Annotated in this window: 15 protein-coding genes; 13 read left to right on the top strand and 2 right to left on the bottom strand. The window is 69.5% G+C overall.

What is annotated here, in order from left to right; all coding sequences use genetic code 11:
* Positions 1 to 222: 222 nt before the first annotated feature.
* Positions 223 to 594, top strand: a complete 372-nt coding sequence (locus tag ACIGAN_RS02565) for an MmpS family transport accessory protein (RefSeq protein WP_399854626.1) — start codon at positions 223 to 225, stop codon at positions 592 to 594.
* A 355-nt stretch (positions 595 to 949) separates the two neighbouring features.
* On the opposite strand, the gene ACIGAN_RS02560 is transcribed toward ACIGAN_RS02565, so the two are convergent.
* Positions 950 to 4,750 carry a GH92 family glycosyl hydrolase gene (locus ACIGAN_RS02560; protein WP_399854515.1) on the bottom strand — a complete coding sequence of 1,267 codons (3,801 nt, stop codon included), beginning with the start codon at positions 4,748 to 4,750 and terminating at the stop codon, positions 950 to 952.
* Positions 4,751 to 5,118: 368 nt separating this feature from the next.
* Between ACIGAN_RS02560 and ngcE the strand changes: the two genes are divergently transcribed.
* The 9 genes from ngcE (at position 5,119) to ACIGAN_RS02515 (ending at position 17,391) form a co-directional block, all read left to right on the top strand.
* Positions 5,119 to 6,573, top strand: a complete 1,455-nt coding sequence (gene ngcE / locus ACIGAN_RS02555; RefSeq protein ID WP_365099625.1) for an N-acetylglucosamine/diacetylchitobiose ABC transporter substrate-binding protein — start codon at positions 5,119 to 5,121, stop codon at positions 6,571 to 6,573.
* Between the two features lie 42 nt (positions 6,574 to 6,615).
* Positions 6,616 to 7,542: a carbohydrate ABC transporter permease gene (locus ACIGAN_RS02550; RefSeq protein ID WP_365099623.1), complete on the top strand. Its 927-nt coding sequence runs from the start codon at positions 6,616 to 6,618 to the stop codon at positions 7,540 to 7,542.
* Positions 7,542 to 8,465: a carbohydrate ABC transporter permease gene (locus ACIGAN_RS02545; protein WP_399854514.1), complete on the top strand. Its 924-nt coding sequence runs from the start codon at positions 7,542 to 7,544 to the stop codon at positions 8,463 to 8,465. Before ACIGAN_RS02550 ends, ACIGAN_RS02545 begins: the two co-directional genes overlap by 1 nt.
* 427 nt (positions 8,466 to 8,892) lie before the next feature.
* Positions 8,893 to 10,104, top strand: a complete 1,212-nt coding sequence (locus tag ACIGAN_RS02540; protein ID WP_365099782.1) for an ROK family transcriptional regulator — start codon at positions 8,893 to 8,895, stop codon at positions 10,102 to 10,104.
* 133 nt (positions 10,105 to 10,237) lie between these two features.
* Entirely contained in the window at positions 10,238 to 11,341 is a 1,104-nt protein-coding gene (locus tag ACIGAN_RS02535) for an ABC transporter substrate-binding protein (protein WP_311683382.1), read from the top strand.
* 185 nt (positions 11,342 to 11,526) lie between these two features.
* Positions 11,527 to 12,318 carry an ATP-binding cassette domain-containing protein gene (locus ACIGAN_RS02530; protein ID WP_031109031.1) on the top strand — a complete coding sequence of 264 codons (792 nt, stop codon included), beginning with the start codon at positions 11,527 to 11,529 and terminating at the stop codon, positions 12,316 to 12,318.
* The gene (locus ACIGAN_RS02525) at positions 12,315 to 13,613 is read left to right on the top strand and encodes a sugar ABC transporter permease (RefSeq protein ID WP_365099779.1); all 1,299 of its coding nucleotides are present in this window, start codon (positions 12,315 to 12,317) and stop codon (positions 13,611 to 13,613) included. The genes ACIGAN_RS02530 and ACIGAN_RS02525 overlap by 4 nt, the downstream gene beginning before the upstream one ends.
* 189 nt (positions 13,614 to 13,802) lie before the next feature.
* Positions 13,803 to 15,725, top strand: a complete 1,923-nt coding sequence (gene dxs, locus ACIGAN_RS02520) for a 1-deoxy-D-xylulose-5-phosphate synthase (protein ID WP_399854513.1) — start codon at positions 13,803 to 13,805, stop codon at positions 15,723 to 15,725.
* A gap of 148 nt (positions 15,726 to 15,873) precedes the next feature.
* The gene (locus ACIGAN_RS02515) at positions 15,874 to 17,391 is read left to right on the top strand and encodes an amino acid permease (RefSeq protein WP_365099775.1); all 1,518 of its coding nucleotides are present in this window, start codon (positions 15,874 to 15,876) and stop codon (positions 17,389 to 17,391) included.
* A 147-nt stretch (positions 17,392 to 17,538) separates the two neighbouring features.
* Here the strand turns inward: ACIGAN_RS02515 and ACIGAN_RS02510 are convergent, their stop codons facing one another.
* Positions 17,539 to 17,910 (bottom strand): NTP pyrophosphohydrolase, encoded by a 372-nt coding sequence (locus tag ACIGAN_RS02510; protein ID WP_365738557.1) that lies wholly within the window; start codon positions 17,908 to 17,910, stop codon positions 17,539 to 17,541.
* A gap of 79 nt (positions 17,911 to 17,989) precedes the next feature.
* Between ACIGAN_RS02510 and ACIGAN_RS02505 the strand changes: the two genes are divergently transcribed.
* The 3 genes from ACIGAN_RS02505 (at position 17,990) to ACIGAN_RS02495 (ending at position 22,290) form a co-directional block, all read left to right on the top strand.
* On the top strand, positions 17,990 to 19,009 hold the full coding sequence (locus tag ACIGAN_RS02505; RefSeq protein WP_365099444.1) for a hypothetical protein: 1,020 nt from the start codon (positions 17,990 to 17,992) through the stop codon (positions 19,007 to 19,009).
* 240 nt (positions 19,010 to 19,249) lie between these two features.
* Entirely contained in the window at positions 19,250 to 20,521 is a 1,272-nt protein-coding gene (locus tag ACIGAN_RS02500) for a nucleotide sugar dehydrogenase (protein ID WP_365738555.1), read from the top strand.
* Positions 20,518 to 22,290, top strand: coding sequence for a glycosyltransferase (locus ACIGAN_RS02495; RefSeq protein ID WP_399854512.1), 1,773 nt, complete (start codon positions 20,518 to 20,520; stop codon positions 22,288 to 22,290). The genes ACIGAN_RS02500 and ACIGAN_RS02495 overlap by 4 nt, the downstream gene beginning before the upstream one ends.
* The last annotated feature ends 70 nt before the right edge of the window (positions 22,291 to 22,360 follow it).

Raw genomic sequence — 22,360 nt, 5'->3', positions numbered from 1 at the left:
GACCGGGGCCGGGCGGGATGGGGGCGACCTCGAGGGCAGGTTCCGGTCCGCCCTGTGGGAGCGCTCCCACCCCGCTTGCTGCGGAAGGTAGCACGACCGACGGAGCCGCGCCCAGGCCGAGTTGACTCGGCCTGCCCGGTGCGGTTGGCTGCCGGTCCGACCGTCATGATCCGGGGGGATCCTGTGCATCACGCCATCCGTGCCACCGTCTGCTCCGTCGTGATGACCGGGCTCGCGTTCGGCCTCGGCGCCTGCTCGGAGGCGGTCGACCAGGTGGACGAGGCCGTGGACCAGACGTACGAGGTGACCTACGAGGTCACGGGGAAGAACGTCGACTCGATCGAGTACCACGGCGGTGGCGGCAAGGCGATGGAGCCGAAGATGGAGTCGGTGTCGAAGCCCGAACTGCCCTGGCGGAAGACCGTCACCCTGCGCGGCATCATGCCCACCGCCGTCATGCCGGTCGCCGCGGATCCCGAGGGTGCACAGCTCACCTGCAAGATCATCCACAAGGGCGAGGTGCTGGCGGAGCAGAGCGCAAAGGGCCTGGTCACCACCGGCGGCTGCACGGCGGAGTCCCCGATCACGGGGTGACCCGCGCCGGTCCCGACGGGGTGGCGCTCGGCGCGCCCCCCGGCGCTTACGACGGCAGTTCGACCCCGCCCGAGGCGGAAGCACTCTTCACCGAGGCCCTCCTCACCGAGGCCCTCCTTGCCCAGGCCCTCGTCCCCGGTTCCGCCGACGGCGAGGACCGGGTCGAGCGCGCCGCCGTCCGGCGTGTACCGCTCGACCCGGCCCCCGAACCGCCGGCAGGCCTCGGCCACCTCCCCGCGCACCCTCTCCACCAGGGGAGCCGACCCCCGATCGGCGTCCGGCGGCAGCCGGGCCGGGTCGACTCCCCAGGGCGGGACGGGCACGGGAAGGGGCACGAGGCCCCCGACTCGGAACGTCAGCCCAGCAGTTCGACCTCCGCCAGGGTCGCCTCGCCGTCGAGGACCAAGCGGTACTTTCCGTACGTCCCCGGTGACGTCACCGAGAACGCGCGGGTCTGCCGGTCCCAGGCGAAGGCCTCCCCGGAGCGCCGGTCCAGCGTCTGCCAGGTCTCACCGTCCGAGGAGCCCTGGAGCGTCCAGCCGGCCGGTGCCTTCGTCCGGTCCGCCGGCGACGTCAGGGTGTACTGGACGGCCTTCGCGCCCTCGCGGACCGGCAGGTCCACGGACGTCACCGCGGCGTCGGTCGCCGACGTGTCGTCGAACAGGGCGCCGTCGCCGTCCAGCAGGTCCGCCCGGGGCGCGGGCACCTCGTCGTCCTGTGTGATCGACACGGGCGCCGCGTCCTTGCCCGTGCCCCACGACGACGGCCGCGGACCCATGTCGAACTCCAGGACACCGCCCTTGGCGACCACCGCATGCGGCAGGGACGTCTTCGACCAGGTGCGGCCGTTGACCTTCAGCCCCTGCACGTAGACGTTCTTCGCGCTGTTGCGCGGCGCCTTCACCACCAGCTCCCGCCCGTTCTCCAGGTGCACGGTCGCCTTCGTGAACAGGGGCGAGCCGATCGCGTACTCGCCGCTGCCCATCACCAGCGGGTAGAAGCCGAGCGCGGAGAACAGGTACCAGGCCGACTGCTCGCCGTTGTCCTCGTCACCGTGGTAGCCCTGCCCGATCTCGCTGCCGGTGTAGAGCCGGGACAGCACCTCGCGGACGTTCTTCTGCGTCTTCCAGGGCTGCCCGGCCGCGTCGTACATGTACAGCGCGTGGTGGGCGACCTGGTTGGAGTGCCCGTACATGCCCATCCGCACGTCCCGCGCCTCGGTCATCTCGTGGATGACACCGCCGTAGGAGCCGACGAACTCGGGGGAGGCCGTCTCCGGCGTGGACAGGTACTCGTCGAGCTTGTCGCCGAGGCCCTTGCGGCCGCCGTAGAGGTTGGCCAGGCCCCGGCTGTCCTGCGGGGCGGTGAAGGCGTAGCCCCAGCCGTTGGTCTCGGTGTAGTCGTGGCCCCAGACGCGCGGGTCGTACTTCGACGACTCGACCCGCCAGTCGCCCTCGGCGTCACGGCCCTGGAAGAAACCGGCCTTCTTGTCGAAGAGGTTCACGTAGTCCCGGGCCCGGTTCAGGAAGTACTCCGACTCCTCCTTGTAGCGCCGCTCGCCGGTCTCCTCGTACAGCTTCCGGCCCATGCGGGAGATGCCGTAGTCGTTGAGGTAGCCCTCCAGTGCCCAGGACAGGCCCTCGTGGGTCTCGGTGCTCGTGTAGCCGAGGAAGGGGGAGGTGGCCATGCCCTTGCGGCCGACACCCGAGCTCGGCGGCACGACCGTGGCGTTCTTCACGGCCGCGTCGTAGGCCGCCTTCGCGTCGAAGTCGACGCCCTTGACGTACGCGTCCGCGAACGCCACGTCCGAGGAGGTGCCCGTCATCAGGTCCGCGTAGCCGGGGGAGGACCAGCGCGAGGTCCAGCCGCCGTCCTTGTACTGCTGCACGAACCCGTCGACCAGCTCACCGGCCTGAGAGGGCGTCAGGAACGAGTAGGCGGGCCAGGTGGTCCGGTAGGTGTCCCAGAAGCCGTTGTTGACGTACACCTTGCCGTCGACGATCTTCGCGCCGGTGTGCGTCGGGGTGTCCGGGTTCGGCATGCGGGAGAACGGCGAGGCGTACTGGTACTTGCCGTCGACCTTCTCGAATCCGGAGTTCGGGTACAGGTACAGCCGGTACAGGCTGGAGTACAGGGTCGTCAGCTGGTCGGGCGTCGCGCCCTCCACCTCGACCTTGCCGAGCAGCCGGTCCCACTGCCGCTGGGCGCTCTTCTTGACCGCCTCGAAGGACCGGCCCCGCGGGATCTCCTGGCGGAGGTTGTCCTTGGCCTGGTCGACGCTGATGAGCGAGGTCGCAAGGCGCAGGGTGACGGTCCGGTCGTCGCCGGCCCGGAAGCGCAGATAGCCCTTGACGCCGCTGGAGTCGCCCTCGGTCACCGGCTTGTCGAACTCGCCGTAGACGAACAGCCGGGTCGCGCCCGTGGACAGCCCGGACTTCACGTCCGAGTAGCCGGTGACGATCCCGTTCTCCTTGTCCAGGGTGAGCCCCGCCTGGTCGGTGACGTTGTCGAACAGGACGCTCGCGTCGTCGCCCGGGTAGGTGAAGCGCAGGGCCGCCGCGTGGTCGGTCGGCGCCATCTCGGCCTTCAGCCCGTTCTCGAACCGCACCCCGTAGTAGTACGGCCGCGCGGTCTCGTTCTCGTGCCGGAAGGCCAGCTCGCGCGCCTCCCGCCCGTACTCCGGGGTCCCGCCGGCGATGGACGGCATCACCTGGAAGGTCTGCCGGTCGCCCATCCAGGGGCTCGGCTCGTGGCTCGCGCTGAACGCCTGGATCGTCGGCAGGTTGTCCGCGTTGTTGGACCGCGCGTAGTCGTACAGCCAGCTCAGCGAGCCCGCGTTGGTCACCGGCGTCCAGAAGTTGAAGCCGTGCGGGACGGCCGTCGCCGGGAAGTTGTTGCCCCGCGAGAAGCCGCCGCTGGAGTTGGTGCCGCGGGTGGTCACCGCGTAGTCCGACAGGTGCGCCTTGGGCCGCTCGGGCGCGACGGAGGCGATGCTGACGTCGTCCAGCCAGCCGCGGAACTTCGCCGGGCCCTTGGGCGAGTCGTAGGCCACCAGGATCCGGTCCACGGTCTTGCCGGCCGCGACCGAGCCGATCCGTGAGGCCACGTTGTTCCACTGGTTGACGTACAGGATCTTCGAGGCGCCCTGCCCCCGCGGTGTCAGCGGGAAGCCGTGCTGGTCGGTGGCGCGCAGGTCGCTCAGCCGGGTGCCGTCGGTGAAGGCGAGGTCGACCGAGACGTTGGTGGCGTCGTAGTCCAGGTCGCCGTCGGCCATGGACGGGAAGATCCGGTACGACAATTGCGTGTTGCGGCCGACGGCCACGTTCACGTCGAAGACCTTGTTGTACGAGTACGCCCGCCCCTCGGCGGTGTGCCGGCCGGCGTAGCGCAGCGCCCGCTTGCCCGTGAACCCGGCGCCCGCCTTGGCGGTCGGGGAGCCGCTCGGGCCGCGGTCGACCAGCGAGAGCATGTCCGGCGGGACCGGCCCGTCGCCGCCGCCCGTGGACAGCTGCAGGTCGGCGAGCTGCAGGATGCCGCCGCCGTTGTTCCGGGTGATCTCCAGCCGGAAGTGCCGGTACTCGGCGGGTTCGGCCACGTCGTACGTCTTCGTCTGGAACCGCTCCGGGAAGGACTCGCCGGAGCGCGTGTCGAGCGTCGTCCACTCCTTGCCGTCGGCCGACCCCTTCAGGGTCCAGTCCTTGGGGTCGCGCTCAGCGGCGTCATTGGCCGAGGTCAGCGCGTAGCGCGCCAGTTTGACGGGTTTGTCCAGGTCGAGCTCCACCCAGCCGGTGGGCTCGAAGGCGAGCCACTTGGTGCTCGGTTCGAGGTCGACCACATTCTCCTTCACCTCCCCGCCGCCGGTGTTCTCGGCGCTGGCCCGGACGTTCGTGACCTGGTCCGTCACATTGCCCGGTATGCCGCTGCTGTAGCCGCCGTCCACGCCCGAGGCGCGCTTGGCGCCGTCGGGACCGGTGTCGACGGTGTTCAGCCAGTCCGGAAGCGGGTCGTCCGTCTCGAATGAGGACATGAACCCCCGGTCGGGTCTCTCCGGGGCCTGGGGCAGTGCGACCGCAACGCCCTGCGAAGTCAGGGCCAAAGCGAAGGCGGTCGTCGACACGACCGCCGAACCCCATCTGTACCGAGCTTTCCGCTGCATCAACGGGTACCCTCCCTGCGCAGTGGACAACGTTGTCACCTTCAATGCGCAAGGACCAGTAGTTGCTCAAGTGCCGGGGTGTGTCAAGGGTGTTGCCTGTGGCATTCGGGGGCGACGACCGGGATTTTTCCGCCGTGAAACACACAGGCCGCGCATACTTCCGCTAGGTCTCAACTCGGATAAGACCCGCGGCCAACCTTGTGTTCGATCTTGATCCGCTGGCGGGAAGTGGACTATACCTGTCGGGCGCTTCACACGATCCGCACGTCACCACCCGCACTTTCCTGCACGACCCAGCGTGACCCGATCGCGGTGCCGGCAAGGATCCGGTTCACCGCCTGAGTCCTGGAGAAGGCGAGGACTTGAGCATGGGATCCACTTCCGCCGAGAACCGCGGCACCGAGGGTGTCGGCCGCCGTGACCTGATCAAACGATCCGCCGCGCTCGGGCTGATCTCCGTCCCCACCATGAGCTTCCTGTCCGCCTGTGCGAGCAGCGGCGGCGACGACAGCGGGGACAAGGCCAAGGCGGGCAAGAAGACCGCGAAGAACCCGCTCGCCGTCAACGACACGGCCGGCATGGAATTCGTCCTGTTCGACGGCGGTTTCGGCAAGGAGTACGCCGAGGACGCCGTGAAGATCTACGAGAAGAACTTCCCCAAGGCCTCGGTGAAGTTCTCCGCCACCCAGAAGATCCAGTCCACGCTCCAGCCCCGCTTCAACCAGGGCACCCCGCCGGACCTCATCGACAACTCCGGCGCCGAGCAGATGGACATGGGCGTCCTGGTCGGCAAGAACCAGCTCACCGACCTCACCCCGCTGCTGGACGCGCCGTCCTACGACGACCCGGCCAAGAAGGTCCGCGACACACTGCGCCCCGGCATCGTGGAGATGGGCCAGTTCGACGGCGAGAAGGTCTGGATCCTGTACTACGCCTACACGGTGTACGGCGTCTGGTACTCGCAGAAGGCCCTGGACTCGCTCGACGAGCAGTACCCGGAGACCTGGGACCAGATGCTCGCGGTCTGCGCCAAGGCCAAGAAGAAGGGCATGGCGGGCTGGACGTACGCGGGCAAGTACCCGTACTACATCCCCTTCTCGCTGTACCCGATGATCGGCAAGGTCGGCGGGCGCGAAGTCCTCGACGCCATCGACAACCTGGAGCCGAACGCCTGGAAGCACCCGGCCGTCAAGGCCTGTTTCGAGGCCTACTACGAGCTCTACAAGAAGGGCTACGTCCTCAAGGGCACCCCGGGCCTGGACCACATCCAGTCGCAGACCGCCTGGGCCGAGGGCAAGGCGCTGTTCATCCCGAACGGCTCCTGGGTGGAGAACGAGTCGGCGAACGTCATCCCGAAGGACTTCGACCTGGCGGTCTCCGCGCCGACCGGCCTGGACTCCTCGGACAAGCTGCCCTTCGGCACGATCTGGGCCTCCGGCGGCGAGCCGTTCATCGTCCCGGCCAAGGCGAAGAACGCCCCCGGCGGCATGGAGCAGCTGCGCATCATGCTCAGCGAGGCCTCCTCGAAGAACTTCACCAGCAAGGTGAAGTCGCTGACCGCGTACAACGGCGGCACCGACGGCATCGCGCTCACCCCCGGTCTCAAGTCGGGCGTCGCGGCGCTGGAGAAGGCCGGCGAGAACGTGGTGAACCCCCGACTGCAGGACTGGTACGTGCAGTTGCAGAAGGAGAAGATCGGTGTCTCCGGCCTCGGCGAGATGATGGCCGGCCGCCTCACTCCCGCCGAAGCCATCAACAAGATCCAGGGCTTCGCCGACGAGGCCGCCAAGGACGACTCCATCAAGCACTACAAGCACCAGTAACGGCACCGGAAACCCAATTTCCGCAACGGCACCGGAGTGGCGATGCAGCACGGCAAGTACCGGTTCATCGTGGGCTTCCTCGCGCTGCCCCTGGGACTGTACGCGCTCTTCGTGATCTGGCCGTTCATCCAGTCCATCTATTACTCGTTCACGGACTGGACCGGCCTGAGTCCCGAATTCAAGATGGTCGGTTTCGACAACTACAGCCGGATGCTGGACGACGACATCTTCTGGAAGTCGTTGCAGCACAGCCTGCTGTTCGCCCTCCTGCTGCCGGTGGTGACGATCGGCCTCGCGCTGTTCTTCGCCTTCATGATCAACGTGGGCGGCAGAAAGAGAAAGAACGGCCCGGTCGTCACCGGTGTCCGCGGCTCCTCCTTCTACAAGATCGTCTACTTCTTCCCGCAGGTCCTCTCGATCGCCATCGTCGCGCTGCTGTTCGCGTTCGCGTACAACCCGGACAGTGGCGCGATCAACTCGGTCCTGCGCGGCATCGGCCTCGGCGACGTCCAGCCGCTCTGGCTGGGCGACCCCGATCTGGCCCTCTGGGCGGTGATGGCGGTCCTCGTCTGGTCCACGGTCGGCTTCTTCGTGGTCCTCTTCTCCGCGGGCATGGCCTCCATCCCGGCGGACATGTACGAGGCGGCCCTGCTGGACGGCGCGAACCGCTTCACCACGTTCTTCCGGATCACCCTGCCCCTGTTGTGGGACACGGTGCAGTCCGGCTGGGTCTACATGGGCATCCTCGCCCTGGGCGCCGAGTCGTTCGCGGTCGTGCAGATCATGACGACCGGGCCGGGCGGCCCCGACTACTCGACCACCGTCATGGTCCTGTACGTCTACCAGAAGGCGTTCCGGGACGGGCAGGCCGCCTACGCCACCACCATCGGCGTCGCCCTGCTCGTCGTCACGCTGGCCTTCGCCGCCGTGGTGATGCGGCTGGGCCGTCGCGAGCGGCTGGAGTACTGATGAAGACCACCGAGACCCCCGCTCCGCTCCCGGCCGAGTCCGGCGCCCCCCTGGCCAAGGAGGACCTCCCGCCGGCCGCGCCGCCCGAGGAGAAGAAGGAGGGCACGGTCCTCAACGTCTTCTCCCACGGCGTCCTGGTCCTCTGGGCGATCATGGTGGTCATGCCGCTGCTCTGGGCGGTCATGACGTCGTTCAAGGACGACCGCTCCATCTTCAGCTCGCCCTGGTCGCTCCCGGACTCGCTGCACTTCGACAACTGGTCGCGGGCGTGGACCGAGGCCAACATGAGCGACTACTTCCTCAACACGGTCCTCGTGGTCGGCGGATCGCTCATCGGCACGCTCGTCCTGGGCTCCATGGCGGCCTACGTCCTGGCCCGCTTCGACTTCCCGGGCAACCGCTTCATCTACTACCTGTTCATCGGCGGCATGAGCTTCCCGATCATGCTGGCCCTGGTCCCGCTGTTCTACGTCGTGAACAACATGGGCCTGCTGAACACCATCCACGGCCTGATCCTGGTCTACATCGCCTACTCGCTGCCGTTCACCGTCTTCTTCCTGACGGCGTTCTTCCGCACCCTGCCCACGTCGATCGCCGAGGCGGCCTTCGTCGACGGCGCCTCCCACAGCCGCACGTTCTTCCAGATCATGCTGCCCATGGCCAAGCCGGGCCTGATCAGCGTCGGCATCTTCAACTTCCTGGGCCAGTGGAACCAGTACATGCTCCCCACGGTCCTGAACACCGACCCCGACAAGCGGGTCCTCACCCAGGGCCTGGTGCAGCTGGCGGTGAGCCAGGGCTACAAGGGCGACTGGTCGGGCCTGTTCGCGGGCCTGGTCATGGCGATGCTGCCGGTACTCGCCGCGTACATCGTCTTCCAGCGGCAGGTGGTGCAGGGACTCACCGCCGGGGCGCTGAAGTAACCCGGACCGCAGCCGGCATGGCCCGGCGCCCGCGGCGGCACGCCCGTGTGGCGTCAGCCGGGACGGACCCGCACCCGCCGACGCACGGAAGGGGCCGTGCCGGGGGGTGTCCGCCCGCAGCGGTTGGCGCGTCAACGGACAGTGAGTCGGCACGCACGTCGATCGCGCCGTTCCGAGGACGGACACCCCCCGGCGCGGCCCCGACCCACCGCCCGGCGTCACGCGCCACGCGCACCCCCGGAGCAGCCGCGCAGGCCGCCGCAGGCAGAAAGCGCGTACCCCCGCATAGCGCTCCGCAACGACCCGCGTACGGCCCGGAATCAGTTCAACCTCTTGACGGGAGGCAACCCGAACGGCTCAGCTTAGAGTTCACTAGTTGGACATAGACGGGGCCTCATCGATGCGGCCCCGTGCGCAGGAGGTCGTCGTGGAGACTCCGGGGTCGCAGTCGTCGCTGCACCGAGCCAACCTGGAGCGGGTCGTACGAGCCGTGCGCCTGGCGGGCTCCCTCACCCAGGCCGAGATCGCGCGGACGACGGGCCTGTCCGCGGCGACGGTGTCCAACATCGTCCGGGAGTTGAAGGACGGCGGCACGGTCGAGGTCACCCCGACCTCCGCCGGCGGCCGCCGCGCCCGCAGCGTGTCGCTCAGCGGCGACGCCGGCATCGTCATCGGCGTCGACTTCGGCCACACCCACCTCCGCGTCGCCATCGGCAACCTCGCCCACCAGGTGCTGGCCGAGGAGTCCGAGCCCCTCGACGTCGACGCCTCGTCGACCCAGGGCTTCGACCGCGCGGAACAGCTGGTCACCCGTCTGGTCGAAGCCACCGGCGTCGACCGTTCCAAGATCGCCGGGATCGGCCTCGGCGTGCCCGGCCCCATCGACGTGGAGTCCGGCACGCTCGGCTCCACCGCCATCCTCCCGGGCTGGACCGGCACCAAACCCGCCGAGGAGCTGCGCGACCGCCTCGGCGTCCCCGTCCACGTCGACAACGACGCCAATCTCGGCGCCCTCGGCGAGATGGTCTGGGGCAGCGGCCGGGGCGTGCGGGACCTGGCGTACATCAAGGTCGCCAGCGGTGTCGGAGCCGGCCTGGTGATCAGCGGGAAGATCTACCGGGGCCCCGGAGGCACCGCCGGAGAAATCGGACATATTACACTCGACGAATCCGGCCCGGTCTGCCGCTGCGGCAACCGCGGCTGCCTGGAGACCTTCGCGGCCGCGCGCTACGTGCTCCCGCTCCTCCAGTCCAGCCACGGCACCGATCTGACCATGGAGCGCGTCGTGCGGCTCGCCCGGGACGGAGACCCTGGCTGCCGTCGGGTGATCGCCGACGTCGGCCGCCACATCGGCAGTGGAGTCGCCAATCTCTGCAACCTGCTGAACCCGAGCCGGGTGGTCCTCGGCGGTGATCTCGCCGAGGCCGGTGAGCTGGTGCTCGGGCCCATCCGGGAGTCCGTCGGCCGCTATGCCATCCCCAGTGCGGCGCGCCAGCTGTCCGTTCTCCCCGGGGCCCTCGGCGGCCGTGCGGAGGTGCTCGGAGCGCTCGCTCTCGCGCTCAGCGAGATGGGCGATTCGACCCTTTTGGACGGGACGGTCGCAGGCCCTCTGAAGGCCGTCACCCCTGCCTTCACTTAGAGAACGGATGGCACCGTTGCCATCTCGTTAAGGATTTACTTCTTGACGTCGCACGTGCGGCCGAGTTGACTTCCAGCCACCTCGGCCGCAATGTCGCGGCCTCGTCAGGGAGGTTTCTGAAGTGAACACGCGTATGCGTCGCGCCGCCGTTGCTGTGGCCGCCGGTGTGATGGCTGTTTCGCTTGCTGCCTGTGGCAGCGCCAAGGAGTCCGGCGACAACGCCGACTCCACCGCGGGGTCCGCCAAGAAGGGCGACGACATCAAGGTCGGTCTGCTCCTTCCCGAGAACGCGACCGCCCGTTACGAGAAGTTCGACCGGCCGCTCATCGAGAAGAAGGTCAAGGAACTCACCAACGGCAAGGGCGAGGTCGTCTACGCCAACGCCAAGCAGGACGCCAGCACGCAGAACCAGCAGGTCGACACGATGGTGACCAACAAGGTCGACGTGCTGATCGTGGACGCGGTGGACTCCAAGGCCATCGCCGGCTCGGTGAAGAAGGCCAAGGACGCGGGCATCCCCGTCGTCGCCTACGACCGCCTGGCCGAGGGCCCGATCGACGCCTACACCTCGTTCGACAACGAGACGGTCGGCAAGACCCAGGGCGAGGCCCTGCTGAAGGCGCTGGGCGACAAGGCCAAGGACGGCCAGATCGTCATGATGAACGGGTCCTCCACCGACCCGAACGCCGCCCAGTTCAAGAAGGGCGCGCACTCCGTGCTCGACGGCAAGGTGAAGATCGGCCGCGAGTACGACACCAAGGAGTGGAAGCCGGAGAACGCCAACGCCAACATGGAGGGCGCCATCTCGGCCCTCGGCAAGGACAAGATCGTCGGCGTCTACTCCGCCAACGACGGCATGGCGGGCGGCATCATCACCGCCCTGAAGGCCGCCGGCATCGCCGACATCCCGGTCACCGGCCAGGACGCCGAGCTCGCGGGCGTGCAGCGCATCGTCACCGGTGAGCAGTACATGAGCGTCTACAAGCCCTACCCCCAGGAGGCGGACGTCGCGGCCGAGATGGCCGTCGCCCTCGCCCAGGGCAAGTCGCTCGACTCGATCGCCAAGGACAAGGTCGACAGCCCGACCACCAAGGCCATCCCGTCCGTCCTGGTCCCGGTCGTCTCGCTGACCAAGGACAACATCAAGGACACCGTCATCAAGGACGGCATCTACACCGTGAACGAGATCTGCGCGGGCAAGTTCAAGGCCGCCTGCGACAAGGCCGGTCTCAACTAAGCAGCCGTCAGGTCCGCCGGGGCGCGGGAGTCCACCCGGACTCCCGTGAACCCGGCCCCGGACCGGCTGTCCCCGAGTTCCTCCGGCGCCTCGCCACACCAGCCCCGCAAGCTCCGCGGGGCGCCGGAGTGATCACTCCTCCCACACTTCTGCACAACCTCCCGCCGGGTCAGGCGGCGAAGGAGATGGTTCACGTGTCCGCTACGCCCGTGCTGGCGTTGCGCGGGGTCTCCAAGCGGTTCGGTGCCGTACAGGCGCTCACCGACGTAGAGCTTGAGGTCCACGCCGGTGAGGTGGTCGCCCTGGTGGGCGACAACGGCGCCGGAAAGTCCACGCTGGTCAAGACGATCGCCGGCGTGCACCCCATCGATGAGGGCGTCATCGAATGGGACGGCAGGTCCGTCCAGATCAACAAGCCGCACGACGCCCAGAACCTCGGCATCGCGACCGTCTACCAGGACCTCGCGCTGTGCGACAACATCGACGTCGTCGGCAACCTCTACCTGGGCCGGGAGCTGCGCAAGCGCGGTGTCCTGGACGAGGTGGAGATGGAGCGCCGCTCGCGCGAGCTCCTCGACACGCTGTCGATCCGCATCCCCAGCGTGCGCATCCCGATCGCCTCGCTCTCCGGCGGCCAGCGCCAGACCGTGGCCATCGCCCGGTCCATGCTCGGAGAGCCCAAGCTGGTCATCCTCGACGAGCCCACCGCCGCGCTCGGCGTCGAGCAGACCGCCCAGGTCCTCGACCTGGTCGAGCGGCTGCGCGAACGCGGCCACGCCGTGATCCTGATCAGCCACAACATGGCCGACGTCAAGGCCGTGGCGGACAAGGTCGCCGTGCTGCGCCTCGGGCGCAACAACGGCGTCTTCGAGGTCAAGTCGACCTCGCAGGAAGAGATCATCTCCGCCATCACCGGCGCCACCGACAACGCCGTGACCCGCCGTGCGGCGCGCACGAACGGGGAGGTTTCCAAGTGAGCATCGACAAGACCTCCGCGGCTCCGGGATCCGAAGAGCACGTCGTGGAGAACCCCGAGGCGGCCAAGGCCGCCGTCACGGTGGTCGACCCGCGGCTGCTGGTGCGCGAGCAGGGCCTCGCGGGCTACGTCACCGAGTTCAAGCGCAAGATGAAGTCCGGTGACCTGGGGTCCATCCCGGTCGTCATCGGCCTGGCGATCATCTGGCTCATCTTCACGAGCCTGAACTCCAACTTCCTCACCGCGGGCAACCTGTCCGACATGTCCGTCGCCATGGTCGGCACGGGCATGATCGCCGTCGGCATCGTCTTCGTGCTGCTGCTCGGCGAGATCGACCTGTCGGTCGGCTCGGTGTCCGGTGTCGCCGGTGCGACCTTCGCGGTGCTGAACGTCACCAACGGCATGAACGAGTGGCTCGCCTTCGTGCTGGCCATCCTCACCGGCACGGTCGCCGGCGTGCTGCACGGCTTCTTCTTCGCGAAGATCGGCGTCCCCGCCTTCGCCGTGACCCTGGCCGGTCTGCTGTTCTGGAACGGCTTCATGCTCCAGATCCTGGGCGACAACGGCACCATCAACCTCGACCCGGACGGGGTCGTGGCCCAGCTGACCAGCTACTACTTCTCCGACGTGGCCGCCGCGTACGCGCTGGCCGCGGTGGTGACCGCCGGGTACTTCCTCAGCTCCTTCTACGGCAACCGCCGCCGCGAGGCCGCGGGTGTGCCGTCCCGGCCGCTGAGCGAGACCATCGTGCGCACGGTGCTGCTGGCGGTCCTCGCCTTCGCCGTCGCCATCGTCTTCAACCAGTACAAGGGCCTGCCGCTCGCCGTGGTGATCTTCATCGCGGTGCTGCTGGTCACGGACTTCGTGCTGCGGCGCACGGCCTACGGCCGCAAGGTGTTCGCGCTCGGCGGCAGCGTCGAGGCCTCGCGCCGGGCCGGCATCAACGTGGAGATGGTCCGGATCTCGGTCTTCGCGATCTCCGGCACCTTCGCCGCGGTGGGCGGTCTGTTCATCGCCTCGAAGATCGCGGCGGCCAATCAGGGCGCCGGTGGCGGTGACCTGCTGATGAACGCGATCGCCGCCGCGGTGATCGGCGGCACGTCCCTCTTCGGCGGCCGCGGCCGCACGTGGAACGCGCTGCTCGGTGTGCTGGTGATCGTCTCGATCCAGTACGGCCTCGCCCTGGAGGGCATCGCCTCCCCGGTGCAGTACATGATCACCGGTGGTGTGCTCCTCGCCACGGTCGTCATCGACGCGGTGACGCGCAAGACGCAGAAGACCGCGGGTCGCGCGTAGCGCCGAAGACCCACCCTGTGCCCGGCACCGGCAGGTGCCGGGCACAGTCGTGTCGTAGGCGGGGCCCAAGTTGGGTACAGCCGAATGCGTGACGTATGACGCACGGCCTCGGCGCAGTCCTCCAGGGCGGAACATTAGACTCGACACGCCCGGCAACAGCTCGATCAGCTCTACTGCAAGGAGGCACGGGTGCCGCTGCTGACCCGCATCACGGGACCGCGCGATCTGGACCGGCTCAGCCTGGAGGAGCTGAACCAGCTGGCGGAGGAGATCCGCACCTTCCTCGTCGAAGCGGTCTCCAAGACCGGCGGTCACCTGGGCCCCAACCTCGGCGTGGTGGAGCTCACCATCGCCCTGCACCGGGTCTTCGAATCGCCCCGGGACAAGGTGCTCTGGGACACCGGCCACCAGTCCTACGTCCACAAGCTGCTCACCGGCCGTCAGGACTTCTCCCGGCTGAAGATGAAGGGCGGCCTGTCCGGCTACCCCTCGCAGGCCGAGTCCGAGCACGACGTCATCGAGAACTCGCACGCCTCGACCGTCCTCGGCTGGGCCGACGGCATCGCCAAGGCCAACCAGCTGATGAAACGCGACGACCACGTCGTGGCCGTCATCGGCGACGGCGCCCTGACCGGCGGCATGGCCTGGGAGGCGCTCAACAACATCGCCGACGCCAAGGACCGCCCGCTCGTCATCGTCGTCAACGACAACGAGCGCTCCTACGCGCCCACCATCGGCGGCCTCGCCAACCACCTGGCGACCCTGCGCACCACCGACGGCTACGAGCGCTTCCTGGCCCGCACCAAGGAGGTCCTGGAGCGCACCCCGGTCGTCGGCCGGCCGCTCTACGACACCCTGCACGGCGCGAAGAAGGGCCTGAAGGACTTCATCGCCCCGCAGGGCATGTTCGAGGACCTGGGCCTGAAGTACGTCGGCCCCATCGACGGCCACGACATCGAGGCCCTGGAGTCCGCCCTGGCCCGGGCCAAGCGGTTCGGCGGGCCGGTCATCGTGCACTGCCTCACCGAGAAGGGCCGCGGCTACCAGCCCGCCCTCCAGGACGAGGCGGACCGCTTCCACGCCGTCGGCAAGATCCACCCCGACACGGGCCTGCCGATCGCCAGCTCCGGCGCCGACTGGACCTCGGTCTTCGGCGAGGAGATGGTGAAGCTCGGCGAGGAGCGCGAGGACATCGTCGCCATCACCGCCGCCATGCTCCAGCCGGTCGGCCTGGACAAGTTCGCCAAGCGCTTCCCGGAGCGGGTCTACGACGTCGGCATCGCCGAGCAGCACGGCGCGGTCTCCGCGGCCGGCCTCGCCACGGGCGGCGTGCACCCGGTGTTCGCCGTCTACGCCACGTTCCTCAACCGCGCCTTCGACCAGGTGCTGATGGACGTGGCGCTGCACAAGTGCGGTGTCACCTTCGTCCTGGACCGGGCCGGGATCACCGGCACCGACGGGGCCTCCCACAACGGCATGTGGGACATGTCGATCCTGCAGGTGGTGCCCGGGCTGCGGCTGGCCGCGCCGCGCGACGCCGACCAGGTCCGCGCCCAGCTGCGCGAGGCCGTCGCCGTCGAGGACGCGCCGACCGTGGTCCGCTTCTCCAAGGGCGCCGTCGGCCCCGCCGTACCGGCCGTGCGCCGCGTCGGCGGGATGGACGTGCTGCGCGAGCCCGGCACCGACCGGCCGGACGTGCTGCTGGTCTCCGTCGGCGCCCTGGCGCCGATGTGCCTGGAGATCGCCGGACTGCTGGACAAGCAGGGCATCTCCACGACCGTCGTCGACCCGCGCTGGGTCAAGCCCGTCGACGAGGCCATGGCCCCGCTCGCCGAGCGGCACCGCGTGGTCGTCACCGTCGAGGACAACAGCCGGGTCGGCGGGGTCGGCTCGGCGATCGCGCAGGCGCTGCGCGACGCGGGCGTCGACGTGCCGCTGCGCGACTTCGGCATCCCGCCGCGCTTCCTCGACCACGCCTCGCGCGCCGAGGTGCTCGCCGAGATCGGCCTGACCGCGCCGGACATCGCCCGGCAGGTGACCGGCCTGGTCGCCAAGCTGGACGGACGCTACGAGCGGGCCACGGTCGACTCCGTGGAGTCCGCGCGCGACTGACGCCCACCCCGGTACCGCTGAATGGGCCGGTTTCACCCCCGTCAAGGGTGGTGAAATCGGCCCATTGGCGTGATTCCATCGCTGTCGGGGCATATGGAGGACGCCCCCTCTCGATCATGTCGAGGACGACAAGCGTGGGAGGTACCCCGTGAGCAGCACCCTCTTCCGGACGAAGAAGGTCGAGCAGTCCATCCTCGATACCGAGGAGCCAGAGCACGCGCTCAAGAAGTCCTTGTCCGCGCTGGATCTGACCGTCTTCGGCGTCGGTGTCATCATCGGCACCGGCATCTTCGTCCTCACCGGCACCGTCGCCAAGGACAACGCCGGGCCGGCGGTGGCCCTGGCGTTCGTGGCGGCCGGCATCGCCTGTGCGCTGGCCGCGCTCTGCTACGCCGAGTTCGCCTCCACGGTCCCGGTCGCCGGGTCCGCCTACACGTTCTCGTACGCCTCCCTCGGGGAACTGCCCGCCTGGATCATCGGCTGGGACCTGGTCCTGGAGTTCGCGCTCGGGACGGCGGTGGTGGCCGTCGGCTGGTCCGGGTACATCCAGTCGCTCATGGACAACGCCGGCTGGCAGATGCCGGCGGCGCTGGGCAGCCGGGAGGGCGCCGACGGCTTCGGCTTCGACATCCTCGCCGCGGTGCTGGTCCTGGTCCTCACGGTCATCCTCGTCCTCGGCATGAAACTGTCGGCGCGCATCACCTCGCTCGTCGTCGCCATCAAGGTCACGGTCGTGCTCGTGGTGATCATCGCGGGCGCGTTCCTCATCAAGGGCGAGAACTACGACCCGTTCATCCCGAAGGCGAAGCCGGTGGAGGCCGGGGCGAGTCTCGACTCGCCGCTGATCCAGCTGATGTTCGGCTGGGCGCCGTCGAACTTCGGCGTGATGGGCATCTTCACCGCCGCCTCGGTCGTGTTCTTCGCCTTCATCGGCTTCGACGTCGTGGCCACGGCCGCCGAGGAGACGCGCAACCCGCAGCGCGACATGCCGCGCGGCATCCTCGGCTCCCTGCTGATCTGCACCACGCTGTACGTGCTCGTCTCGATCGTGGTCACCGGCATGCAGCACTACACCCGGCTGTCCGTGGACGCGCCGCTGGCCGACGCGTTCAAGGAGACCGGACACCCCTGGTACGCGGGCTTCATCAGCTTCGGGGCCGCGGTCGGTCTGACGACGGTGTGCATGATCCTGCTGCTGGGCCAGACCCGGGTGTTCTTCGCGATGAGCCGGGACGGGCTGCTGCCGCGGTTCTTCTCCCGCGTCCACCCCCGGTTCAAGACGCCGCACCGGCCGACCATCCTGCTCGGTGTGATCATCGCGATCCTGGCCGGGTTCACGCCGCTGACGGAACTCGCCGCCCTGGTGAACATCGGCACGCTGTTCGCCTTCGTGGTCGTCGCGATCGGCGTGATCATCCTGCGCCGGACCCGCCCCGACCTGCCCCGGTCCTTCCGCACCCCGTGGGTCCCGGTCATCCCGATCCTGTCGGTGTGCGCCTCGCTGTGGCTGATGATCAACCTGCCGGCCGAGACCTGGGTCCGGTTCGGCATCTGGATGGCGGCCGGCTTCCTCGTGTACTTCCTCTACGGCCGCACCCACAGCCGCCTGGCCCGCGCCTCGGCGGCCGAGGAACGACCGACCGCGGGCGGCACCCCGACGCCCTGACCCCCGCCGGCACACCGGGCCGCGCAGGCCGGCCCGGCCACCACGACCGCCCGAGCCACACCGGCCCGTGACCCACACCGCACGGGCCGGTCCCGGACCGCGGGCCGGCGCGCCTCGCCGGCCGGGGCGGGAGGGCGAGCCGGGGCGCTACGGGCGTACCGTGCGCGGGCCGGCCACCTCGGCGCCCAGGGTGCCGACCCGGTCGCGGAGTTCGCGGTCGGCCGTGACCACCAGGACGGCGCGGTCGCCGGCCGACGCCACCACCTCGACGATCTGGTCGTCCCCGCTGCCCGGCGCCGACGACACCCGGACCCCGGGCACCGACTCCACCCCCCGGGCCGCCCCCTCCACGACGAGGACGATCTCCACCGGCCCGGACACGCCCGGCACCCCGTCCGCCGCCAGCCGGTCCCGCAGCCGCTCCGCGGCCCCCCGCCGGTCCCGCCACCATCCGTCCGGCACCGATCCGACGACATTCGCGGCGTCCACCACGACGAGGAGAGGCTCAGCGGCGTTCATGCGGCCAGGGTCGCACGACGGGCGCCCGGCACGCGGGGGTGGGCCGCGGCGGGTCACCGCGCCCGCATAAAGTGAACTGGTGAACGGCGACTGGCTCCTGCGCGGCCGTGACGGCCGCCTCACCGTCTACCTGCCCTCCGGCGAAGCCGTCCTGTGCCGGGCGGAACGCGGCCCCGGCGGCCCCTGGGAGGCGACCCCGCGCACCGTCGGCGGCACCCAGAAGCTGCACCCCGGCGCGGCGGTCGGCCAGGGCGCCGACCGCTACGCCCACCTGGCGGCCTGGCGGCCCACCGTGCCGGGGGAGTCGGGGCTGGTGCACACCACCCACTTCCGGCCCCTGCTGGCCCCCCTGGACTGGGTGCCGATCGGGCACCCCGACAAGAAGGGCGACCGGACCGGGCCACCGGCCGTGGCCGTCGACGGCCCGGGGCGCGGCTACGTCTTCGTCCGCAACGCGGGCGGCGGGGTGAGCCTGCGCAACCAGAAGGTGAAGGGCGGCTGGGGCGGCTGGCTGGACCTCGGGGGCCAGGACGTCGCGGAGCAGCTGGCTCCGGTGGCGGCGGAGTCGGGGCGGGTCGAGCTGTACGCCTGCGCGCCCGGCGCGCTCCTGCACTGGCATCAGGAGGGCGACGGGAAGAAGCCGGTGCGGGCCGGCGAGGTGGAGGCCGCCGTGCGGCCCGGCACCCTGCGCGCGCTCGCCACGTCCGCCGAGCACACCACCGTCTTCTTCACGGACCTGTCCGGGGACCTGTGCGCCTGGCGGCCCGGTGAGAAGCCGGTGCCCCTCCTGGCGGCCGCCGGGCCCGGGCCGGTCGCCGCGGTGCGCTGTGTCATCGAGGGGCACGACTGCACCGTGCTCGCCCAGCGCTCCTCGAGCGGCCGGGTCGCCTTCGCCGCGTACCCGACCGAGCAGGAGTCGGCGGGGGCCTGGTGGACGGAGTCCGGCCCGCAGCTGCCGTCCGACGCCCTGGTCGCGCTGGCGCTGGACGAGCACGGGGAGGTCGTCGCGGCCTCGCTCTCGCCGTCCAGCGGAACCCTGCTCCTGACCCGCCGCAAGGACGAGCCCGGGCTCGCGCTGGAGGCCTGGCGGGAGATCTGACGCCAGGGACGCCCGGCCGGAAACGGAAGGGAGCCCTTCATTCCGAGGCTCCTGACGCACCAGACACATGAAGTGTGCCGAGGGTTGTACTGATGCGTGCGTGACAAGGCGCACCTCGGATGAACATGGTCAAAAAGTGAAGATCTTGTTAGCCTCCTTTGACTTGTTCGATTTTGCTCGGGGGGCCGGTTGCTGCTGCGTCTGGCCGACGCCGTGGCAACGGGGTTGGGGAATGATGTCGTGAGCAGATCCTCCACGGTGGATCTTGTCGTTGTCGGGCTCGGTTACGTGGGACTGCCGCTGGCCAGATCCGCCGCCGCGGCGGGTCTGAAGGTGGTCGGTCTCGACCGCAGCCGGCGCGTGGTCGACGGACTGAACGCGGGCCGTTCGCACGTCGACGACATCACCGACGCCGATGTGCGCACCATGCTGGAGCAGGGCTTCCGGGCCGTCGACGAGGCGGGCGTCATCGCCGACGCCGCCGCGGTGGTCGTGTGCGTGCCGACCCCGCTCACCGACCACGGCGCCCCCGACCTCGGCGCGGTGCACGCCGCCGTCGACGACATCGCCGCCCACCTCACGGCCGGCACGCTCGTCGTGCTGGAGTCGACGACGTACCCGGGCACGACCGACGAGGTCGTCCGCCCGCGCCTGGAGGCCGGCGGACTGCGCGTCGGCGTCGACTTCCACCTCGCCTTCTCCCCGGAGCGCATCGACCCGGGCAACGCCTCCTTCGGCCTGGAGAACACCCCCAAGGTCGTCGGCGGCGTCACGGCCGACTGCACCAAGGCCGCCCGTGCCCTGTACGAGCGTTTCGTGCAGCGCGTCGTCGAAGCCAAGGGCACCCGCGAGGCCGAGATGGCCAAGCTGCTGGAGAACACCTACCGGCACGTCAACATCGCGCTCGTCAACGAGATGTCGATGTTCTGCCGGGAGATCGGCGTCGACCTGTGGGACGCCATCCGCTGCGCCTCGACGAAGCCGTTCGGGTTCGCGCCCTTCTACCCCGGCCCCGGAGTCGGCGGGCACTGCATCCCGATCGACCCCAACTACCTGTCGTACAAGGTGCGTTCGCTGGGCATCCCGTTCCGGTTCGTGGAGCTGGCGCAGGAGATCAACCAGCGCATGCCCGTGCATGTCGTCAACCGCGCGGCGGACCTGCTGAACGACCAGGGCAAGGCCGTGCGCGGCTCCCGGGTGCTGCTGCTCGGCGTGACGTACAAGCCGGACATCTCCGACCAGCGGGAGAGCCCCGCGCTGGCCGTCGCCGAGAACCTCCTCGCGCGCGGCGCCGAACTCGTCTACTTCGACCCGCGGGTCGAGGACTGGCGGGTCGGGGGCGCGTCCGTCGAGCGGGCCGGGGACTACCTCGCCGCCGCCGAGGCCGCCGACCTCACCATCCTGCTCCAGCCGCACCGCGAGATCGACCTGGACGCGCTCGCCGACCGCGCCCGGTCGCTGTTCGACACCCGGGGCAAGTCCGCCGACCATCCGCGGGTGGTCAAGCTGTGACTGCCGACGATACGTACATACCGGGAGCCGTCGACTCCGGTGGCCGTCGGGCCCACCGCAAGCGGCGGCACCTGAAGGTCTCGTACTTCGTCTTCCTGGGCCTGGCCGCGCTGATCGCCACCCGGCTCGACGCCGGCTCCCTCCACCTGTACTCGATGGGCGCCATGGGCCTGCTGGCCCTGAAGATGTTCGGCGCCCTGTTCTACCGTCCGGCCAAGGCCGGGCGGGAGGAACTGGAGTACCTGGAGAACGCCTGGGTCACCGCGGTCATCCCGATCTACAACGAGGACCCGGTGATGTTCGAGCAGGGCATGCGCAGCCTCCTCGCGCAGAGCCGCCTGCCGAACGAGATCCACATCATCGACGACGCCAGCGCCAACGACTCCGGCATCCGCGCGGCCAAGAAGCTGCGCCGCGAGTTCGAGGCCAAGGGCGTCAAGTACACCGTCAGCGTCCAGCCCGAGAACAAGGGCAAGCGCGAGGCGCTGGCGCTGGGCTTCGAGGCCGCGCCGTACTCCGACATCTTCCTGTGCGTCGACTCGGACACCGTGCTGTCCCGGGACACCGTGCGCGAGCTGCTGCTGCCGCTGGCCGACGAGAAGATCATGGCCTCGACCGGCATGGTGCTGGCGCTCAACCACGACAGCAACATCTTCACGCGCCTGCAGGACCTGCGCTACGGCAACTCGTTCCTCTTCGAGCGGGCCGCCTACTCGCGGCTGAAGTCGGTGCTGTGCTGCTGCGGCGCGCTCTCCGCCTACCGCGGCACGCTGGTGCGCAAGTACCTGCCGGACTTCCTCAACCAGCAGTTCCTGGGCAAGCCGGCCGTCTTCGGCGACGACCGCCGCATGACCAACTACTGCCTGATGGAAGGCCAGGTCGTCTTCCAGGAGACCGCCGTCGGCTACACGGCCGTCCCCGAGAAGCTGCCGCACTTCCTGCGCCAGCAGGTGCGCTGGAACAAGTCCTTCTTCCGCGAGTCCCTGTGGGCCTTCCGCCACCAGAAGAAGTACCGCCCGGCCTTCTGGCTGACCTGCATGGAGCTCGCGCTCTGGCTGGTCTTCGGCTCGGCGATGTTCTACTCGATGGTCATCCTGCCCATCATGAAGCCGCAGCAGTTCCTGAACCACATCGGGGACTACCTGATCTTCATGGTCCTCATGGGCTACCTGCGCAACGTCCGCTACCTGGACTTCCCGCGCCGCGGCATGGGCTTCGTCAAGCGCTTCGGCATGTTCCTGCTCGCGCCGATCTACGGCGTGATCCAGCTGACGCTGCTCACCCCGCTGCGCTTCTACGCCCTGTTCACCCTGCACAAGGGCAGCTGGGGCACCCGCCAGGGCGGTGTCGAGGTGTCCGTGGCCGGTGACCACGAGCACGACGTGACGGAGATCTTCGAGGAAGAGGACCCGTACTCGGACAAGAAGGTCACCGAGACGCTCCAGCTGATGCGCCTGGAGGGCGTGGCCCTGCGCACCCGCCCCCGCCCCGCGGGCGGCATCCCCTCCCAGCCGCAGCCGATCCCGGGCTACGACGAGCAGCACCACCCGGCGGTCCCGCAGCAGCGGGTGTCGTGGGGAGCCCCGGCACCGGCCGGCCAGCAGCAGTGGCAGGGCGGCCACCCCGGTCACCCCGACCCGTACCAGCAGCAGTACCCGGGCCAGGGCTACGACCCGCAGCACGGCGGCCATCCGTACCCGGACCCCTCCTGGCCGCAGGGCCAGGGACAAGGCCAGGGCCAGGGCTACGGGCAGGGCGGCGGCTGGTAGCGCCGCGACGGCACGAAGAGACGAAGAGAGGGGCGGCCGGGGGGCCGCCCCTTACTCGTGTGTCCGTGGT

The organism is Streptomyces sp. NPDC085931 (assembly GCF_044540565.1).
GTDB lineage: Bacteria > Actinomycetota > Actinomycetes > Streptomycetales > Streptomycetaceae > Streptomyces.
The sequence above is the reverse complement of the archived record's forward strand: the minus strand, read 5'-3'. Positions and strand labels throughout refer to the sequence as shown.